Annotated in this window: 13 protein-coding genes; 6 read left to right on the top strand and 7 right to left on the bottom strand. The window is 70.4% G+C overall.

Going from position 1 to position 15,144, the window contains the following annotated elements; translation table 11 throughout:
- Positions 1 to 17: 17 nt before the first annotated feature.
- The 3 genes from LDL49_RS01160 to LDL49_RS01150 form a co-directional block, all read right to left on the bottom strand.
- The gene (locus LDL49_RS01160; RefSeq protein WP_225288962.1) at positions 18 to 1,664 is read right to left on the bottom strand and encodes an RNA polymerase sigma factor; all 1,647 of its coding nucleotides are present in this window, start codon (positions 1,662 to 1,664) and stop codon (positions 18 to 20) included.
- A 242-nt stretch (positions 1,665 to 1,906) separates the two neighbouring features.
- Positions 1,907 to 4,000, bottom strand: a complete 2,094-nt coding sequence (locus tag LDL49_RS01155) for a SpoIIE family protein phosphatase (RefSeq protein WP_225288961.1) — start codon at positions 3,998 to 4,000, stop codon at positions 1,907 to 1,909.
- A gap of 194 nt (positions 4,001 to 4,194) precedes the next feature.
- Positions 4,195 to 4,764 carry an HhH-GPD-type base excision DNA repair protein gene (locus LDL49_RS01150; protein ID WP_225288960.1) on the bottom strand — a complete coding sequence of 190 codons (570 nt, stop codon included), beginning with the start codon at positions 4,762 to 4,764 and terminating at the stop codon, positions 4,195 to 4,197.
- 155 nt (positions 4,765 to 4,919) lie between these two features.
- Here LDL49_RS01150 and LDL49_RS01145 point away from each other — a divergent pair, with 155 nt between their 5' ends.
- The 5 genes from LDL49_RS01145 (at position 4,920) to LDL49_RS01125 (ending at position 9,568) form a co-directional block, all read left to right on the top strand.
- Positions 4,920 to 5,144, top strand: coding sequence for a hypothetical protein (locus tag LDL49_RS01145; RefSeq protein ID WP_225288959.1), 225 nt, complete (start codon positions 4,920 to 4,922; stop codon positions 5,142 to 5,144).
- A 123-nt stretch (positions 5,145 to 5,267) separates the two neighbouring features.
- Positions 5,268 to 6,800 (top strand): hypothetical protein, encoded by a 1,533-nt coding sequence (locus tag LDL49_RS01140; protein WP_225288958.1) that lies wholly within the window; start codon positions 5,268 to 5,270, stop codon positions 6,798 to 6,800.
- Positions 6,801 to 7,005: 205 nt separating this feature from the next.
- Positions 7,006 to 7,761 (top strand): LamB/YcsF family protein, encoded by a 756-nt coding sequence (locus LDL49_RS01135; protein WP_225288957.1) that lies wholly within the window; start codon positions 7,006 to 7,008, stop codon positions 7,759 to 7,761.
- A complete protein-coding gene (locus LDL49_RS01130; RefSeq protein WP_225288956.1) occupies positions 7,758 to 8,492 on the top strand; it encodes a 5-oxoprolinase subunit B family protein in 735 nt (244 codons plus the stop codon). Before LDL49_RS01135 ends, LDL49_RS01130 begins: the two co-directional genes overlap by 4 nt.
- A complete protein-coding gene (locus LDL49_RS01125) occupies positions 8,489 to 9,568 on the top strand; it encodes a 5-oxoprolinase subunit C family protein (protein ID WP_225288955.1) in 1,080 nt (359 codons plus the stop codon). Before LDL49_RS01130 ends, LDL49_RS01125 begins: the two co-directional genes overlap by 4 nt.
- 72 nt (positions 9,569 to 9,640) lie before the next feature.
- Here the strand turns inward: LDL49_RS01125 and LDL49_RS01120 are convergent, their stop codons facing one another.
- Together LDL49_RS01120 and LDL49_RS01115 are read right to left on the bottom strand one after the other, a co-directional pair.
- Complete coding sequence (locus LDL49_RS01120) at positions 9,641 to 10,489, bottom strand: PhzF family phenazine biosynthesis protein (RefSeq protein WP_225288954.1); 849 nt, start codon at positions 10,487 to 10,489, stop codon at positions 9,641 to 9,643.
- Between the two features lie 170 nt (positions 10,490 to 10,659).
- Positions 10,660 to 11,844 carry a DNA glycosylase AlkZ-like family protein gene (locus LDL49_RS01115; RefSeq protein ID WP_225288953.1) on the bottom strand — a complete coding sequence of 395 codons (1,185 nt, stop codon included), beginning with the start codon at positions 11,842 to 11,844 and terminating at the stop codon, positions 10,660 to 10,662.
- A 256-nt stretch (positions 11,845 to 12,100) separates the two neighbouring features.
- On the opposite strand from LDL49_RS01115, the gene LDL49_RS01110 reads away from it, so the two are divergent.
- A complete protein-coding gene (locus LDL49_RS01110) occupies positions 12,101 to 14,152 on the top strand; it encodes an ATP-binding protein (protein WP_225288952.1) in 2,052 nt (683 codons plus the stop codon).
- Here LDL49_RS01110 and LDL49_RS01105 read toward each other — a convergent pair.
- Both LDL49_RS01105 and LDL49_RS01100 read right to left on the bottom strand, forming a co-directional pair.
- A complete protein-coding gene (locus LDL49_RS01105) occupies positions 14,115 to 14,711 on the bottom strand; it encodes an ATP-binding protein (protein ID WP_225288951.1) in 597 nt (198 codons plus the stop codon). The two genes, LDL49_RS01110 and LDL49_RS01105, sit on opposite strands and share 38 nt — an antisense overlap.
- Positions 14,708 to 14,902: a DUF5999 family protein gene (locus LDL49_RS01100; RefSeq protein ID WP_225288950.1), complete on the bottom strand. Its 195-nt coding sequence runs from the start codon at positions 14,900 to 14,902 to the stop codon at positions 14,708 to 14,710. The genes LDL49_RS01105 and LDL49_RS01100 overlap by 4 nt, the downstream gene beginning before the upstream one ends.
- Positions 14,903 to 15,144 lie beyond the last annotated feature (242 nt).

Here is a 15,144-nt window from a genome sequence, read left to right as displayed (position 1 = left end):
GGTGAAACGATCTTCCGTTAGTCCAGGTAGTCGCGGAGCACCTGGGACCGGGACGGGTGACGCAGCTTGGACATCGTCTTCGACTCGATCTGCCGGATGCGCTCACGCGTCACCCCGTAGACCTTGCCGATCTCGTCAAGTGTCTTCGGCTGCCCGTCCGTGAGGCCGAACCGCATCGACACGACGCCCGCTTCCCGCTCCGACAAGGTGTCGAGAACGGAGTGCAGCTGCTCCTGGAGCAGCGTGAAGCTGACGGCGTCGGCCGGCACGATGGCCTCGGAGTCCTCGATGAGGTCACCGAACTCGCTGTCGCCCTCCTCACCGAGGGGGGTGTGGAGCGAGATGGGCTCGCGACCGTATTTCTGGACCTCGACCACCTTCTCGGGGGTCATGTCCAGCTCGCGGGCCAGCTCTTCCGGCGTGGGCTCGCGGCCGAGGTCCTGCAGCATCTGCCGCTGAACCCGGGCCAGCTTGTTGATCACTTCGACCATGTGGACCGGGATGCGGATGGTCCGCGCCTGGTCGGCCATGGCCCGGGTGATCGCCTGCCGGATCCACCACGTGGCGTAGGTGGAGAACTTGTAGCCCTTGGTGTAGTCGAACTTCTCGACCGCGCGGATCAGGCCGAGGTTGCCCTCCTGGATCAGGTCCAGGAACAGCATGCCGCGCCCGGTGTAGCGCTTGGCCAGCGAGACCACCAGACGGAGGTTGGCCTCCAGCAGGTGGTTCTTGGCCCGGCGGCCGTCCTCGGCGATCCACTCGAGCTCGGCCCGGACGTCGACCGGCAGACCCTCGGTCTCGCCGCCGCCCAGCTGCTCCTCGGCGAACAGTCCCGCCTCGATGCGCTTGGCCAGCTCGACCTCCTGCTCGGCGTTGAGCAGGGGGACCTTGCCGATCTGCTTGAGGTAGTCCTTGACCGGGTCGGCGGTGGCACCGGCGGCGGCCACCTGCGCGACCGGCGCGTCATCATCGTCGTCGGAGAGGATGAGGACTTCGTCCTCGGTCTTCTCCGTGGCGGCGACGGCTGCCACGTCGGCGGCCTTGGGCTCGTCCTCGGTGTCGTCGTCGGAGTCGCCCTCGGTCTCGGAGTCGTCCGCGGCGACGATCTCCTCGTCATCGACCACGATGTCTTCGAGGTCCTCGAGGTCGACATCCGCCTCGATCTCGATGTCCTCGTCGTCGTCGACGCCCTCGGGGCTCTTCGGCTTGGTCTCGGCAGGCCCAGCGCTGTCTGGCTTGGCCTTCTTGGCGGGCACGGCCGCCTTCTTCGCCGCCGGAGCGGCCTTCTTGGCGGGAGCCGCCTTCTTGGGGGCGGGCTCGGCTTCAACGGCGCCCACGACCGCGGTCACGGTCTCAGGCTGCTGCTCTTTGGCGGCCGCTGCGGCCTTGGTCTTGACGGGGGCAGCGGTACGGCGCTTTGCTGGACCACGAGACTTTTTCGGCGCAGCCGAATCCGCGGCGGTCACCACCACGGTCACGCCCTCTTTACTGAGGTTCCGCAAAAATGCGGCGGCGTGAGACATGGGGATGTCCGCCTCCTCGAAGGCCTGACGGACATCCTCAGACTCGAGGAAACCCTGCGAGCGCCCACGCTCGAGCAGTCGCTGAATGACGGGCTCGTTCAGCTCTTGTGGCTTCGAGCGAGTCGAACTTGCAGGCGACACGAACACCTCTCGAACGAACGCGTGGCGACTATGGACCCAGATACCCGCTGGGGGGCTGTTGCCTCTCTCGGAGAACGGTGCGGCCGTGCGGATCGCGACGGACCTGTCCAGCATTCTGGCACGACCACGCACTCCATACGGCCACCTCCCGGCGGTTGACCTCCACCCTAGGCCGACCCGGACAGTAGTGCGTACGTAAGCGCGGCACTGATACCCGAAAGCAACCCTTATGACTGATTCATTCAGTCACTCTTCGTGGCGGGCGGCACGTGGATAGCCAGGGCGGTAACGTCATCATCCTGTTCATATCCAGACAACATCCGGTCAACCAGGAAATCCAGCAACATGTGCGGACTACTGACCACCTCAGGCGGCGCTTCGGTCACAACACTGCAAAGCTCTGCGAGTCCTGCGTCCAAACCGCGTTTCCGGTTCTCCACCAAGCCGTCTGAGTAGAGCACGGCGGTGTGACCCGGCGGCACCACGAACCGGAACTGCCGGCGGCTGGTCGGCCAGCCCAGCGGCGTGCCCGGCTCCACGTCGCCCAGGACCGCGGTGCCCTGCGGGGAGACCAGGACGGGCGGCGGATGGCCCGCCAGGGCCAGCGTGCCCTCGCCGGTGACGGGCTCGACCACCATGTAGGCGAGGGTCGTGACCTGCTCTTCCTCCTCGGTGGCGTCGAAGACCCGGTCGAGACCGGTGAGCACGGCCGCGGGCGGCGGGTTGGTCAGCGCCAGGGCGCGCATGGCGTTGCGGATGCGGCCCATGCCCGCCGCGGCCTTGACGCCCTTGCCCATGACGTCGCCCACGACCGCCGCGACCCGGCCGTCCTGCAGCACGAACGCGTCGTACCAGTCGCCGCCGACCTGCACGTGACGGCTGCCCGAGCGGAACCGCTGGGCCAGCACCAGGCCCTTGACCACCGGCAGGCGGTCGGGCAGCAGGCTGCGCTGGAGCGTCTCGGCGGTGCGGTGCTCGCGCTCGAACAGCGTGGCCCGCTCCACGGCGAGCGCGCACTGCCCGGCGAGCGCCTCCAGGAAGACGCCGTCCTCCTGAGAGATCTTCTGCGGCCTGGTGAACGAGAAACGCAGCGCGCCCAGCGCCCGACCGGCCGCCAGCAACGGCAGGCCGACCCAGGCCCGCTCGTCACTGTGCGTGAGATAATTGGTCAGCACCTGCTCGTCGCCACCGGCTTCGAGAAGCTGGGACTTCAGCCTGTCGGGCGACTCGGCGAAGACCGGACGGCGGCTGTTGACCGCCATCGTCATCACGCTGGAGGAGGAGAGCGGGATCTCCTCACCGAGCGTGTCGGACGCCTCGGGGACGCCCTCGCCGTTGATCAGCTTGAGCGCGGCGCGGTCGGGGTCCAGCAGCGCGACCGCGGAACGGTCGGCGGCCAGGGCGGTGCGGCCGACGTCGATGATGACCTGCACCACCTGCTCGACGGTGAGCGCCTCGGCCAGCTGGGCGGTGGTGCCCTGCAGCCGCGCGGTGCGCAGGGCCGCGGCGCCGAGCTGGTCGGTCAGCCTGCCGCGCATCTCCTCGGCCTCGCGCTGCGGCGTCACGTCGGTGTTGGCGCCGACCCACTCGACGACCCTGCCGTGCCTGATGATGGGTACGGCCCGCACCTCGAAGTGGCGGTAACCGCTGGCCCGGGTGCGCACGCGGTAGTTCCACTCGAACATGGTGCGGCCGCGCAGCGCCTCCTTCCAGGCTTCCTCGGTCTGCTGGCGCTCCTCCGGGTGCACGGCCTCCAGCCAGCCCAGGGCGAGGTATTCCTCCAGCCCCTGGCCGGTGATGGCGCGCCACTGCGGCGCGTCCTCGACCACCGTGCCGGTCGGCGAGGTGATCCAGACGAGCTGCGACTGCGCCTCGACCAGCGAGCGGTAACGCTCCTCGCTGCGCCGCAGGTCCTCTTCGATCTGGCGGCTCTCGGTCACGTCGAGGCCGATGAGCGCGATCGCCCGCAACTCGCCCGCGTCGTCGTGCACCGGCGAGAACGACAGCGACCAGTGCCTGGTCTCCCCCTCGGACGAGCGCACGCGTACGCGGCTCTCGGTGACCGGGGAGTCGCTCTCGGTGACGGCCTGGACCGCATGGGTGATGAGCTGGCTGAGGTCGGCCGTCAGCGTCTCGGCGGGCGCGCGGCCGACGAGCCGCTCGGCGGGTACGCCGACGACCTCGGTGAACACGTCGTTGACCAGTTGTACGTGGCCCGCGGCGTCGAAGAACGCGAAGGCGAACTCCGCCTCCGACAGCATGCCCTTGAAGAGGGCGGAGTCTGAGATGTCCACATCCGACTCCCGGGGACGGGGAACGGAGGTCTCGGCGCTCATGGTCGGCACCTCCGTCGCGTGCCAGGGTCTCCCACGCGGCACATCTCCATAACTGTGTATCGGCGTAGCGCAGCTCCGGGCGACCGGATTCTGCAGTACATCATCGGCGATGGGCAGGCGCGGACGGAAGCCCCGGCCGCCATACGGTCAACGCATCCTGTCAAAATCGCTCCACGTTGCGCAGCAAGATCAGGCTACTTGGCCTTGGCCGCGCGCTTGGCCTCCTGCTTGGCGGCCCGAACGCGACCCAGTGTGTCGGCGTCGACCACATCCGCTACCGAACGCAACGACCCCTCCTCGCCATAGGGTCCGGCCGCCTCGCGCCATCCTGGCGGTTGAACCCCCATTTGCTTGCCGAGCAATGCCAAAAATATCTGAGCCTTCTGCTTGCCGAAGCCGGGAAGTCCCTGGAGCCGGTTGAGCAACTCTTTGCCGTCGGCCACGTCACTCCAGACCCGCTCGGGATTGCCGTCGTAGTGCTCCACGAGGTAGGCGGCCAGCTGCTGGACCCGGTCCGCCATCGCCCTGGGGTAGCGGTGCACGGCCGGTTTGACGGCCAGCAGCGCGGCGAACTCCTCGGGGTCGCGAGCCGCGATCTCCTCCGCGGTGAGGTCGTGCCCGAGGCGTTCGGAGATGGTGTGAGGCCCCGTGAACGCCCATTCCATCGGGATCTGCTGATCGAGCAGCATGCCGACGAGCAGGGCGAGCGGACTTCGGCCGAGGAGATCGTCGGCCTCCGTCCGCTGGGCGAGCTGGATGCGCATGGGAACAGCTTCGCACGAATGCGGTTCCGGAGAAGCGAACACAAGCGTTGTGGAGGCTTGACACTCAGCCGAGAAAAGATGAAATGGGAGCGCAAGTCGCCCTGCATCCATTCCCTGGGGGTTTGCCCCTGGGGCTCCAGAGGAATCTCACATCTATGCTCGCTCTGGCCACACGCTTCCTCAGGGAGCCGGTCAGTCTCAGGCTGGCCGAAGAGTTCCTGACCATACCCGTGGACACCATCGACCGCTGTGTGTCCGACGTCTGCGCCTGCGCGCAGCACCTCGGCATCTCTCCGACACCCGATGTCATCGAACGCATCGCCCGCGAACATCTGCTGGCGATCGTGAACTCCGCACCGCCGCCCCGGACTCCCCGATAACATCGGGGTCACCAGGCCGCGTTCTACGCACCGTTTCGGCCTGGAATGCGAGAGAGTGAGGGCGTGCGCCGACACCGACGAGATCCCCGGGAGAGCACCCCACCAGACGATGTGTTCAAGGAGATGGTGCAGGCGGCTCGCGAGCTTCTGGCCGTGCGCAGCCCCCTTGACGCCGAGCTGATGGTCTCCGACATGATCGGAGCCTGGTGGGGCAGGCGCGTCAGGGGCGGCGACGTCGAGCAGGTGCTCGGCGAGGGTCTGGTCGACTACGCCGCCAAGGCCGGCACTCCGGCGTCACTGACGCTGCTCATCTGCCTGGCCTATCTCGGCACCGCCCGCCAGGGCGCCAAGGCGGAGGGCGCGGCGCTGGCGATGATGGAGTCGGGCGTGGCCCGGCCCGGCTGGGCCGAGCGGGTCGGCGCGGTCAAGCCGACCGGCTGCTACGTCTCCCGCGACGCCTACGGCGACCAGGACACCGTGATCTGCACGTTCGGCTACCGCTGGAGCGAGGGACCCCGCGACGAGCAGGCGGCCGGCGAGGCGCGGACGACCATCGAACGCGAGCAGGACCGGCACGCGCTGGTCATGGTCGTAGACCACAACATGTCGGGCATGGCGCGCGACGCCTGGGTCTCCTCCCAGGTCGACACGCTGCTGGACAAGGCACGCGTCGAGGCGGCCGGCAACCCGATGCTGCTGTTCGAGGAGATCGAGCCCCAGCAGGCCAGGGCGCTGCTGGAGTCGGCCATGAAGGCCACCAGGGAGCCGAAGACCCCGCCGCCGGTCAGCGACAGCTACAGCGCCTACCACGCCTTCGCCCGCGCCCGGCTCAAGGCCCTCCCGCCGGGCCGCAAGCGCCCCGCCCCCCTGCACATCGAGGCTCCCTACAGCCGCGAGCGGCGGGCGATGCTGGCCGCGGAGTTCCTCGCCTCCGACGCGGCCGAGCACCTGTCGGACCCGTCGGCGGCCTCGCGGTGCGCCGACCACATCATCGACTACGGCTGCGAGCAGGACTTCAACCGGCCGCTGCGGGTGAGCCCGACCAAGTGCGAGACGTTCCTGCTCGACTGGCTGCCGCGCAAGGTGCTGTTAAGCGTGGCCGAGCAGGAGGCCATGCCGCACGTGCTGTCGGCGTGGATCCGCTTCGCCGCCCGCCGTACCGGCCTGCCCGACACGGGGCTCAAGGACACGCTGGACGCCGTGTGGGAGGCGACCGGCAAGTTCCCGGAGGCCTACCGGGATCCGACCTCGTTCGGCCTGGACCGGCCGCTGCTGGAGCGGCTGCTGCCGGACGGCGACCTGTCGGCGCTGGCCAGGCGGGCCTTCGCGTTCCCGTTCCTGCAGGGCGTACACGGCGGCATCGACCTGGACGCGCTCAACCCGGCCGACGAGGCCGACCGGCGCACCCTCCTGGAGATCGACCACGTCGGCGCCATCGACGAGGAGCACCTGGCCTGGCACGAGGAGATCGCCGCGCGGCTGTGGGACGGGGACCCGCCGCAGCTGTGGGAGGCGGCCCAGCGGCTGCTCGACCTCGGCCACGACCGCCACGACGTGCTGCACGTGCTCATCGAGATCGCCGAGCGCATCGGCGGCGACCCGGACGAGCTCGCGTCCGCCCTCGACGACATCGCCGACATTCCCGACGAGATCTAGCGCTGCCGTACGCCCGCCCACCCGTCTGGCGTGCCATGTACGCCCGCCCAGCCGTCTGCTGTGCCATGTACGCCCGGTAGCCGCCCAGCGCGCGATGTATCGCCCGCCATTGCCCTCTAGCGCGGTTTACGCCCCTCTCGCCGCAGGCCGGGCGTCCGTGACCCCGTCGTCGCGCTGAGGTGGCCGCTACCGCCATGATGGGAGCATGGTGATCGACCTCAACGCGGATCTGGGCGAGGGCTTCGGTGTCTGGCGGCTGGGCGACGACCTGGCGCTGCTCGACATCGTCACGAGCGCGAACGTCGCCTGCGGGTTCCACGCCGGCGACCCGGTGACGATCAGGCGCACCTGCGCGGCGGCCGTGGACCGGGGCGTGGCGATCGGGGCGCAGGTGTCCTATCGCGACCTGGCCCACTTCGGGCGCAGGGAGATGGACGTCGAGCCGGAGGAGCTCTGCGCCGAGGTGCTCTACCAGCTCGCGGCCGTCGACGGCATCGCGCGGGCCATGGGCGGCCGGGTCTCCTACGTCAAGCCGCACGGCGCGCTCTACAACCGCATCTGCCGCGACGAGGCGCAGGCCGCCGCGGTGATCGAGGCCGTGGCCGACTATGACACCTCCCTGCCGGTGCTCACCCTGCCCGGCTCGGCAGTGCACGGGGCGGCCGCCGCCGAGGGCGTGCCGACGATCACCGAGGCGTTCGCCGACCGTGCGTACACCGCGGCCGGGATGCTGGTCTCGCGGCGCGAGCCCGGGTCGGTGATCCACGATGTCGCCGCGGTCTCCGCCCGCGCCGTGCGGATGGCCGTCGAGGGGCACGTGACCGCCGTGGACGGCAGCCCAGTGGCGGTCTCCGCCCGGTCCATCTGCGTGCACGGCGACACACCTGACGCGGTACGGCTGGCGCAGGCCGTACGCGATGGGCTGCTGGAGGCGGGAGTGGTCCTGCAGGCATTCGCATGATCCGGGTGGCCGGGGAGCACGGGCTGCTCGTGGAGACGGGGTCGCTGGCCGTGTCGCACCGGCTCGACGCGGTGCTGCGTGCCACGCGGCCCGCAGGGGTGGTAGAGGTCGTACCGGGGCCCGAGACGGTGCTGGTGGTGGCGCCTGGGGCGGACCAGGGCCGGTTGCGGTCGCGGCTCGACGAACTGCTCGGCGAGGCGCTCGATCCCGGGGAGCCTGGCAAGGTGCTCGAATCCCGGAAGCCTGGCGACGCGCTCGATTCCCGGCGGCCTGCCGAGCCCGTCGAGCCCCGGAAGCCTGCCGGATCGGTCGAGTATTGGAAGCCTGGCGAGGTTTCGTCCGGGGGCGGGCCGGAGGTCGTGGTCATTCCTGTCGTCTATGACGGGGAGGATCTCGATTCCGTGGCCGAGCTGGCCGGGATGTCGGTGGACGACGTGATCGCGCGGCACACCGGGCGGGAGCTGGTGGTGGGCTGGCTGGGGTTCGCGCCGGGGTTCGCGTATCTGACCGGGCTGGATCCGGCGCTCCATCTGCCACGGCTGGCGACGCCGCGCACGTCGGTGCCCGCCGGTTCCGTGGCGATCGCCGGCCCCTACTCCGCGATCTACCCCACGGCCTCGCCGGGCGGGTGGCGGCTGCTGGGCCGTACGGCGACGCGGATCTGGGACGTCGACGCCGACCCGCCGTCACTGTTCCGGCCCGGGACCCGCGTACGGTTCGAGCCGGCATGATCGAAGTACTCGCGCCGGGCCCCTACGCGACCGTCCAGGACCTGGGCCGCCACGGCTACGCGCACCTGGGCGTACCCCGCTCCGGCGCGGCCGACGAGGCGAGCCTGCGGCTGGGCAACCGGCTCGTCGGCAACCCGGAGACGGCGGCGGGGATCGAGCTGACGTACGGAGGGGCGCGACTGAAGTTCCACTCGGGCGCCTGGGTCGCGGTCACGGGCGCCCCCTGCCCACTGACCGGCCCTTCCCCCACCACCGGGGGATCCGGGCCTTCGCCGGAGGCCGGGCCTTCGCCCACCACCGTGGGACCCGAACCTTCGACGGACGCCGAGGCGGCCGGGCCTTCGCCCGTGCCCGTCGAGACTGGGCGAAGGACCGTTCCCGTGGAGACCGGGCGCTCGCCCGTCACCGTTGAGGCCGGGCGCTCGTCCGGTCCCGTGGGGGCCCGGCGCCCGCCCACCCTGGGGGCCGGGATGAATGTGCCGTTCTGGGTTCCGGCCGGGAGTGAGCTGCGGTTCGGGGCGCCCATATGGGGGTTGCGGACCTATCTGGCCGTGCGGGGCGGGATCGCCGTCGAGCCGGTGCTCGGCAGCCGTTCCACGGATTCGCTGTCCGGGCTCGGCCCAGCGCCGCTGCGCCAGGGGACCGTGCTCCCGGTGGGCGGCTCGGGAGGCCTGGTGGAGATCTCGGTGGATCTGGCCCCCGCTGGGGAGCCGCCGCCTGCCGTGCTGCGGATCGTGCCGGGACCGCGCGACGACTGGTTCGCGCCAGACGCACTCGCCGAGCTCTGCGCCGAGCCGTACGAGGTGAGCCAGGACAGCAACCGCGTGGGCGTACGCCTGCGCGGCCGGGAACTGACGCGGGCGCGCGAGGGTGAGCTGCCCAGTGAGGGCATGGTGACGGGAGCGGTGCAGGTGCCGCCGAGCGGGCAGCCGATCGTCTTCCTCGCCGACCACCCACCGACCGGCGGCTACCCGGTGATCGGCGTGGTGCGGGAGGCGGACCTGCCGATCGCCGCCCAGCTCCGGCCCGGTGACAGCGTGCGATTCACGCTCCGACCTGGCCGACCACGCACGTGACACCGGACCCGCCCACCCGAACCACCAGTTCCTGACCGCCGCCCTTGCTCCGGCCCGGTGGCAGCGTGCGCCTCACAGTTCGACCTGGCCGACAACGCACGTGACGCTGGAGCCGCCCACCCAGACCGCCGGCTCCTGACCGTCCTTGGGGCTCTGGCCCGTGGTGATGTGGACGCGTCCGGCGCGGCCCAGCACGGTGCCCTGGCCCGCCACGTAGGGGGCAGTGACGCGGCCAGTGCGCAGTAGCCACTGGGCGACCGAGGCGTTCAGGCTGCCCGTCACCGGATCCTCGACCGTACTGCCGTTGACCGGGAAGAACGCCCGCAGCTCGATCGCGAGCGGCGACCCCGGCGGGTAGGGACCCACCACGCCCAGGTCGATGTCGATCGGCCCGGGGCGCAGCGCGAGCACCTCGTCCGCGCTCCGCAGCAGCACCGCCACCCAGCCGGGCCCGTTGTCGGCCCACTCGGCGTCGACGATCTCGTCGCGGCCGATGCCCAGCATGCCCGCGATGCGCTCGACGAGCGGCTCTTCCACCGGGCCCGACCGCAGCAGCGCGGGCGCGGCGAACGCCAGTCCGCCATCCGTCCTGCACAACGTCACCAGCCCGGCGCCGCACTCCTGCACGACCGTCTCCGGCTCCTTCGGCGTGCCTCCGTTCTCCAGCCAGGCGTGGCAGGTGCCCAGCGTGGGGTGCCCGGCGAAGGGCAGCTCGCTCGTCGGGGTGAAGATCCGCACGCGGTAGTCGGCGCCGGGAGTAGTGGGGGGCAGGACGAAGGTGGTTTCGGAGAGATTCGTCCAGTGGGCGAACCTCTGCATCTCCTCGGTGCTCAGGCCATCGCCGTCGAGGACCACCGCGAGCGGGTTGCCCTGGTATGGCGTGGCGGTGAAGACATCGACTTGGCGGAAGGTGCGCAACATACCGTCAAGTATCCCCTCAAGACCGCGTATCCCCTTGGGGTCTGGGACGCCGTGATCACGTCGCACTGGGCGCCTACCGCCTCCATGGCCCAGGCAGTGCGGCTCGACAGCCAACGATCCCAAGCCCACACCCCACGCCAACGGCCGGTGTTCCCAGCCCGCACCCGCCGTCAGTCCTCGGGCGGGGTGCGGGCGAGGAGGGGGCGGACGCGGGAGATCGCGGCGTCGAGCAGGCTTTCGGGCACGGGCTCGAACAGGTCGGTCGTGACCCGGCCGTTCTTGGCCTCCCACACCCCCGCGACCCGCCCACGGTGCACGATGACCGGCGAGATCCAGCCTGCCTGGCGGCTGACCTTGGGTTTGACGGCGGCGGGCAGCAGCGGTGTGAGGGTGCGGGGAGCGGCCAGGATGTACTGGTCGAAGCCCGGCAACAGGTGCACATCCTCGGACGGCTCGGTGGCGGCTAGGTCGTCGAGCTGCTCGGTCAGGGCGAGCAGGGTGTGCCCGTCATCGGTCTCGACCTCGGTCAGCTCCGGAGCCAGGTCGCGGAACCACCCCTTGATCACCGCCTTCCTGGCCACGCCCCCGAACAGCCAGGTGTCGAACATCTCGGGCGTCGCCGGCCCGTGCGCGCCGAGGAAGGCCCGGGCCAGCCGTACGCCGGCCTCCTCGTGCGGCGGCAGCTCCGACGGCCAGCCGGGCAGCCAGCCGCGGGGGGCGGTGAAGGTCACCCTGCCGTCGCGGGGCGGGCCGTAGCAGAGCTCGCCGAGCCGGGCGAGCGGCTTGAGCAGGGCTCCCCAGCCCGAGGTGAGCGCCGCACGCAGGTGCTCGTCACCGGTGACCTCGACGACGGCCTCGACCAGCTCCTCCCGTGTCAGCGCCGGGCTCGGGGATACCTCCCCGGTCAGGGCGGAGCTTGGGGATACCTCCCCGGTCAGGCCGGGGGATGCTGCCCGGGACGTTCGCAGCGCTTCGGGGACGGCCTCGATGATCGCGGCGATCTCCGCGGCCGTGACGCCGTGGCCCCGTTGCCAGGAGCCTTTCTCCCAGGTCCGCAGCGTGGCCAGCGCCGCGCAGTAGTCGGCCAGCTCGTCGGCGGGCAGCAGGTGCAGGGTGCCGCGCATGATCCACGTCTTGACCAGCGTGCGCTCCTCCCACAGCGCCCGGCCGATCCCGCCCGGGTCGGGCCGGGCGCTCCGCACGGCCACGGCCAGCTGCGCCGAGGAGGCGACCTGGGTCTGCACGCCGCACAATCGGCGCGCGATCGCCACCGCGTCGCTCCCGTCGGCAGCGCTCACGAACTGCCTGCGGAGCCGCCAGGCGAGGATCTGGGGCCAGGTCAGCTGGATCGTCACGGGTTCACTTCTACACCGGCGCTACGACAGTTCCCCTAGCCCCCCGAGAGGCCACCGGTGCGGTGGAAACGGTCCGGGCATAATCTGATTGATGACGGCTCAGCCCTGACGGCATGAGGATCACGAAAGCCTGAGCCGCTGGAGCAGCCATGACTGAGGTGGCATCGCACGTCGGCGCGCGTCAGCACGCCTCGGACGGCCAGAACACATCATGATCCAGGCAGAGCGCGGTCGTACGGTCCGGGCCCGTCCTCGCATGGAAGGGTCCAGCTTCGTCGGGCGCAGGCGCGAGCTGGCCGCGGCCAGGAGAGGGCTGTCCCAGGCCCGCTTGCTGACCCTGACCGGCACCGGCGGGGTCGGCAAGACCCGGCTGGCGCACCAGGTCGCGGAGACCCTTCAGGGCACCTACAAGGACGGCGTCGAGGTCGTCGAGCTGGCCACCCTGGAGGCCGGCCACTTGCTGGAACCGGTCGTCGCCGGAGCGCTGGGGCTGCGCGAGGCGGGATCCGACCCCATGACGGCGCTGGTGGACCACCTGTCGGACAAGCGGATGCTGCTGGTCCTGGACAACTGCGAGCATCTGCTCGACGACTGCGCCCGTTTCGTGGCCCGGCTGCTGCGGAGCGCTCCCCGGGTCCGGATTTTGGCGACCAGCAGGCAGACGCTGAGTGTGTACGGCGAGCAGGTGCTGCAGGTCTCGTCGCTGTCCGTGCCGGGCGCGAGCCGCCCCCTCAGCCACATCGCCCGGCACGATGCGGTACGCCTTTTCGTGGAGCGGGCGGCGAGCGTGGCGCCCGGTTTCTCCCTGGATACGAGCAACGCGGCGACCGTCGCGCGACTGGCCCAGCGCCTGGAGGGGATCCCGCTGGCGATCGAGCTGGCCGCGGTGCAACTGCGCGCTCTGCCCCTGGAACAGCTGGCGCGCGAGTTGGACGAGCGTTTCGAGGTGCTGGCGACGGGGAGCCCGGCCGCGCTGCCCCGCCATCAGACGCTGCGCGCGACCATGGACTGGAGCTTCCGCCTGTGCTCACCGGAGGAGCGGCGGCTGTGGACCCGGCTGTCGATGTTCCCGGGCGGGGTCGACCTGGAGGGCGCCGAGGCGGTGTGCTCGGGCGAAGGGATCTCCCCCGCCGAGATGATCGATCTGGTGACCGGGTTGGTGGACAAGTCGATCCTGGTCTGTGAGCGGTGGGAGGCCGGCCTCAGGTATCGCATGCTGGAGAGCATCCGCGCGTACGGGTGCGAGCAGTTGACGCCCGCCGAGAAGCGCGTCCTGTGCCGGCGCTACATCGACCACTACCGGGATCTGGTCGACCGGAACCGGATCGACGAGATCGTCCCGGACCAGGCCGAGCGATACGTGCTCCTGCGCCAGGAACTTCCCAATATTCGCGTCGCGCTTGAAATGTGTCTCAATGAGCCACGCCTGGCTCGCGTGGGGCTCGACACGGCGTCGGGGCTGTGGTGCTTCTGGCTCCTGGCCGGTGCACTCACCGAGGGCCGCTACTGGCTGGAGCGTGCCCTGGAGCTGATGCGTACGCCGGACGGCGCGCGGGCGACAGCGCTCTGGGTGGACAGCATGCTCGCCCTGCGCCAGGGCGACCTGGCGGCGGCGGTGCCGAGACTTCAGGAATGCCATCTCATCGCCCGGCGACCGGGGAACGAGGATGTCCTGCCGTTCGCCATCCGGACCTCGGGTGTCGCCGCGTTCTCCACGGGTGACACCCAACGTGGCCTCGCGCTCCTGGAGGAGTCGCTCGCCCTCTTCAGGGCCGCCGGAGACGTTCACGGCGTCGTGCTCAACCTGTACTACGCGGCCGTGTACGGCTCGATCGAGAACCCGGAGCGGGCCGTTCGGCTGGGCGAGGAGCTTCTGGCGCTGTGCGAGGCCCATCACATGGTGGTGTCCCGCGGGTACGCCCAGCTGGCGGTCGGTATCGCCGTGTGGAACCTGGGTGACTACCCCCGGGCCGACGCGCTGGTGAGGGCGGCCGCCGAGTTCACCGAAGAGATCAACGACCGCTGGTGCCTCACGCAGTGCCTGGAGGTGCTGGCGTGGATCGCCGGTGCGCGTGGGGACCATGAAGAGGCCGCCCGGATGCTGGGGGCGGCGCACTCGCTGTGGCAGGCGGCGGACGCCTCACCGACTCGGCTGTGGTACCACGCGAGATGGCACGAGCGCTGCGCGGAGCAGGCCCGCGGCACACTGGGGAATCGGGCGTTCGCGGCGGCCTTCCGGGACGGAGCCAGACTCGGCGTGGAAGGCGTGCTCACCGGTGATGCGCCGACTTGTGCGGCGAAGGACTGAACCCGCCCGGCTTCGCGGCGCAGTCCGCGGAGAGTTCGAACCAGACGGTCTTTCCCCTGGGCGTGGATTCGCTGCCCCAGCAGCAGGCCAGCAGGTCGATCATGTCCAGTCCGCGGCCATGCTCGTCGCCCGGCCCGGCCTGGTGGAGGTAGAGCGGCGCGCTGCCCGCGTCCTCGACTTCGCCGCGCAGCAGGCCGTCACTGGTGTAGAGAGTGAGCCGGTGCGGTCCTGGCGCATGGCGCAACGCGTTGGTGACGAGCTCGCTGACCAGGAGCTCGGCGACCTCGGCCAGCTCATCGAGCCCCCATGCGGCGAGACGGGCACGGGTGAGACGCCGCGCCTGCGGCACCGAGGACATGCCCGGGGAAAGCGACCAGGAGGCGACCTCCATACCGGGCAGGTGGGTGGAGCCGGTGACCAGCTCTCCGACGCGCCGGATGCCGGCCTTGAGGCGGTCCCAGAGCGGGGTGTGACCGTTCCGGGACACGACCGTGTCCCCCGGCTCGTCCGGCAGGAGCGTGGTCTCGTTCATGAGCGCGGATCCGGAGTGCTGGTTCATGCTGCCCGTCCGTAGTGGCAATAGTGGGCGGGGACGCTACGCCCGTCAGGCAGGATCTCACCGTGGTCCTCGAAGACCACCACGCCGTTGCACAGCAGACCCCACCCCTGCTCGGGATGGAAGGCCACCAGGCGCGCGGCCTCGCGGTCGCAGGCGTATGCGGATGGGCACCGAGGCTGGTGCTGACACATGATCATTCCTTGATTCGGTCGCCGCTGTCACGGCGTTCTTTGCTGACCAAACCAGCATGCGCCTACGCAGGTTGGCGTAGGACGGGATAAATGCCCGGATAATTACCCGTTCCTACCTACGTAGGTAAGTGCACGTGGGTAGAGAGCGGCCTTCGTCGCAGGTCAGGACGGTGGCCGCTCACACCGGGCTCGCCGAACTCGCGTGGCCGAGATGAGTTAGCCTGAAAATGTCATGGGGACGA

The sequence above is a fragment of the Nonomuraea aurantiaca genome, assembly GCF_020215705.1.
Classification (GTDB): Bacteria; Actinomycetota; Actinomycetes; order Streptosporangiales; family Streptosporangiaceae; genus Nonomuraea; species Nonomuraea aurantiaca.
The sequence above is the reverse complement of the archived record's forward strand: the minus strand, read 5'-3'. Positions and strand labels throughout refer to the sequence as shown.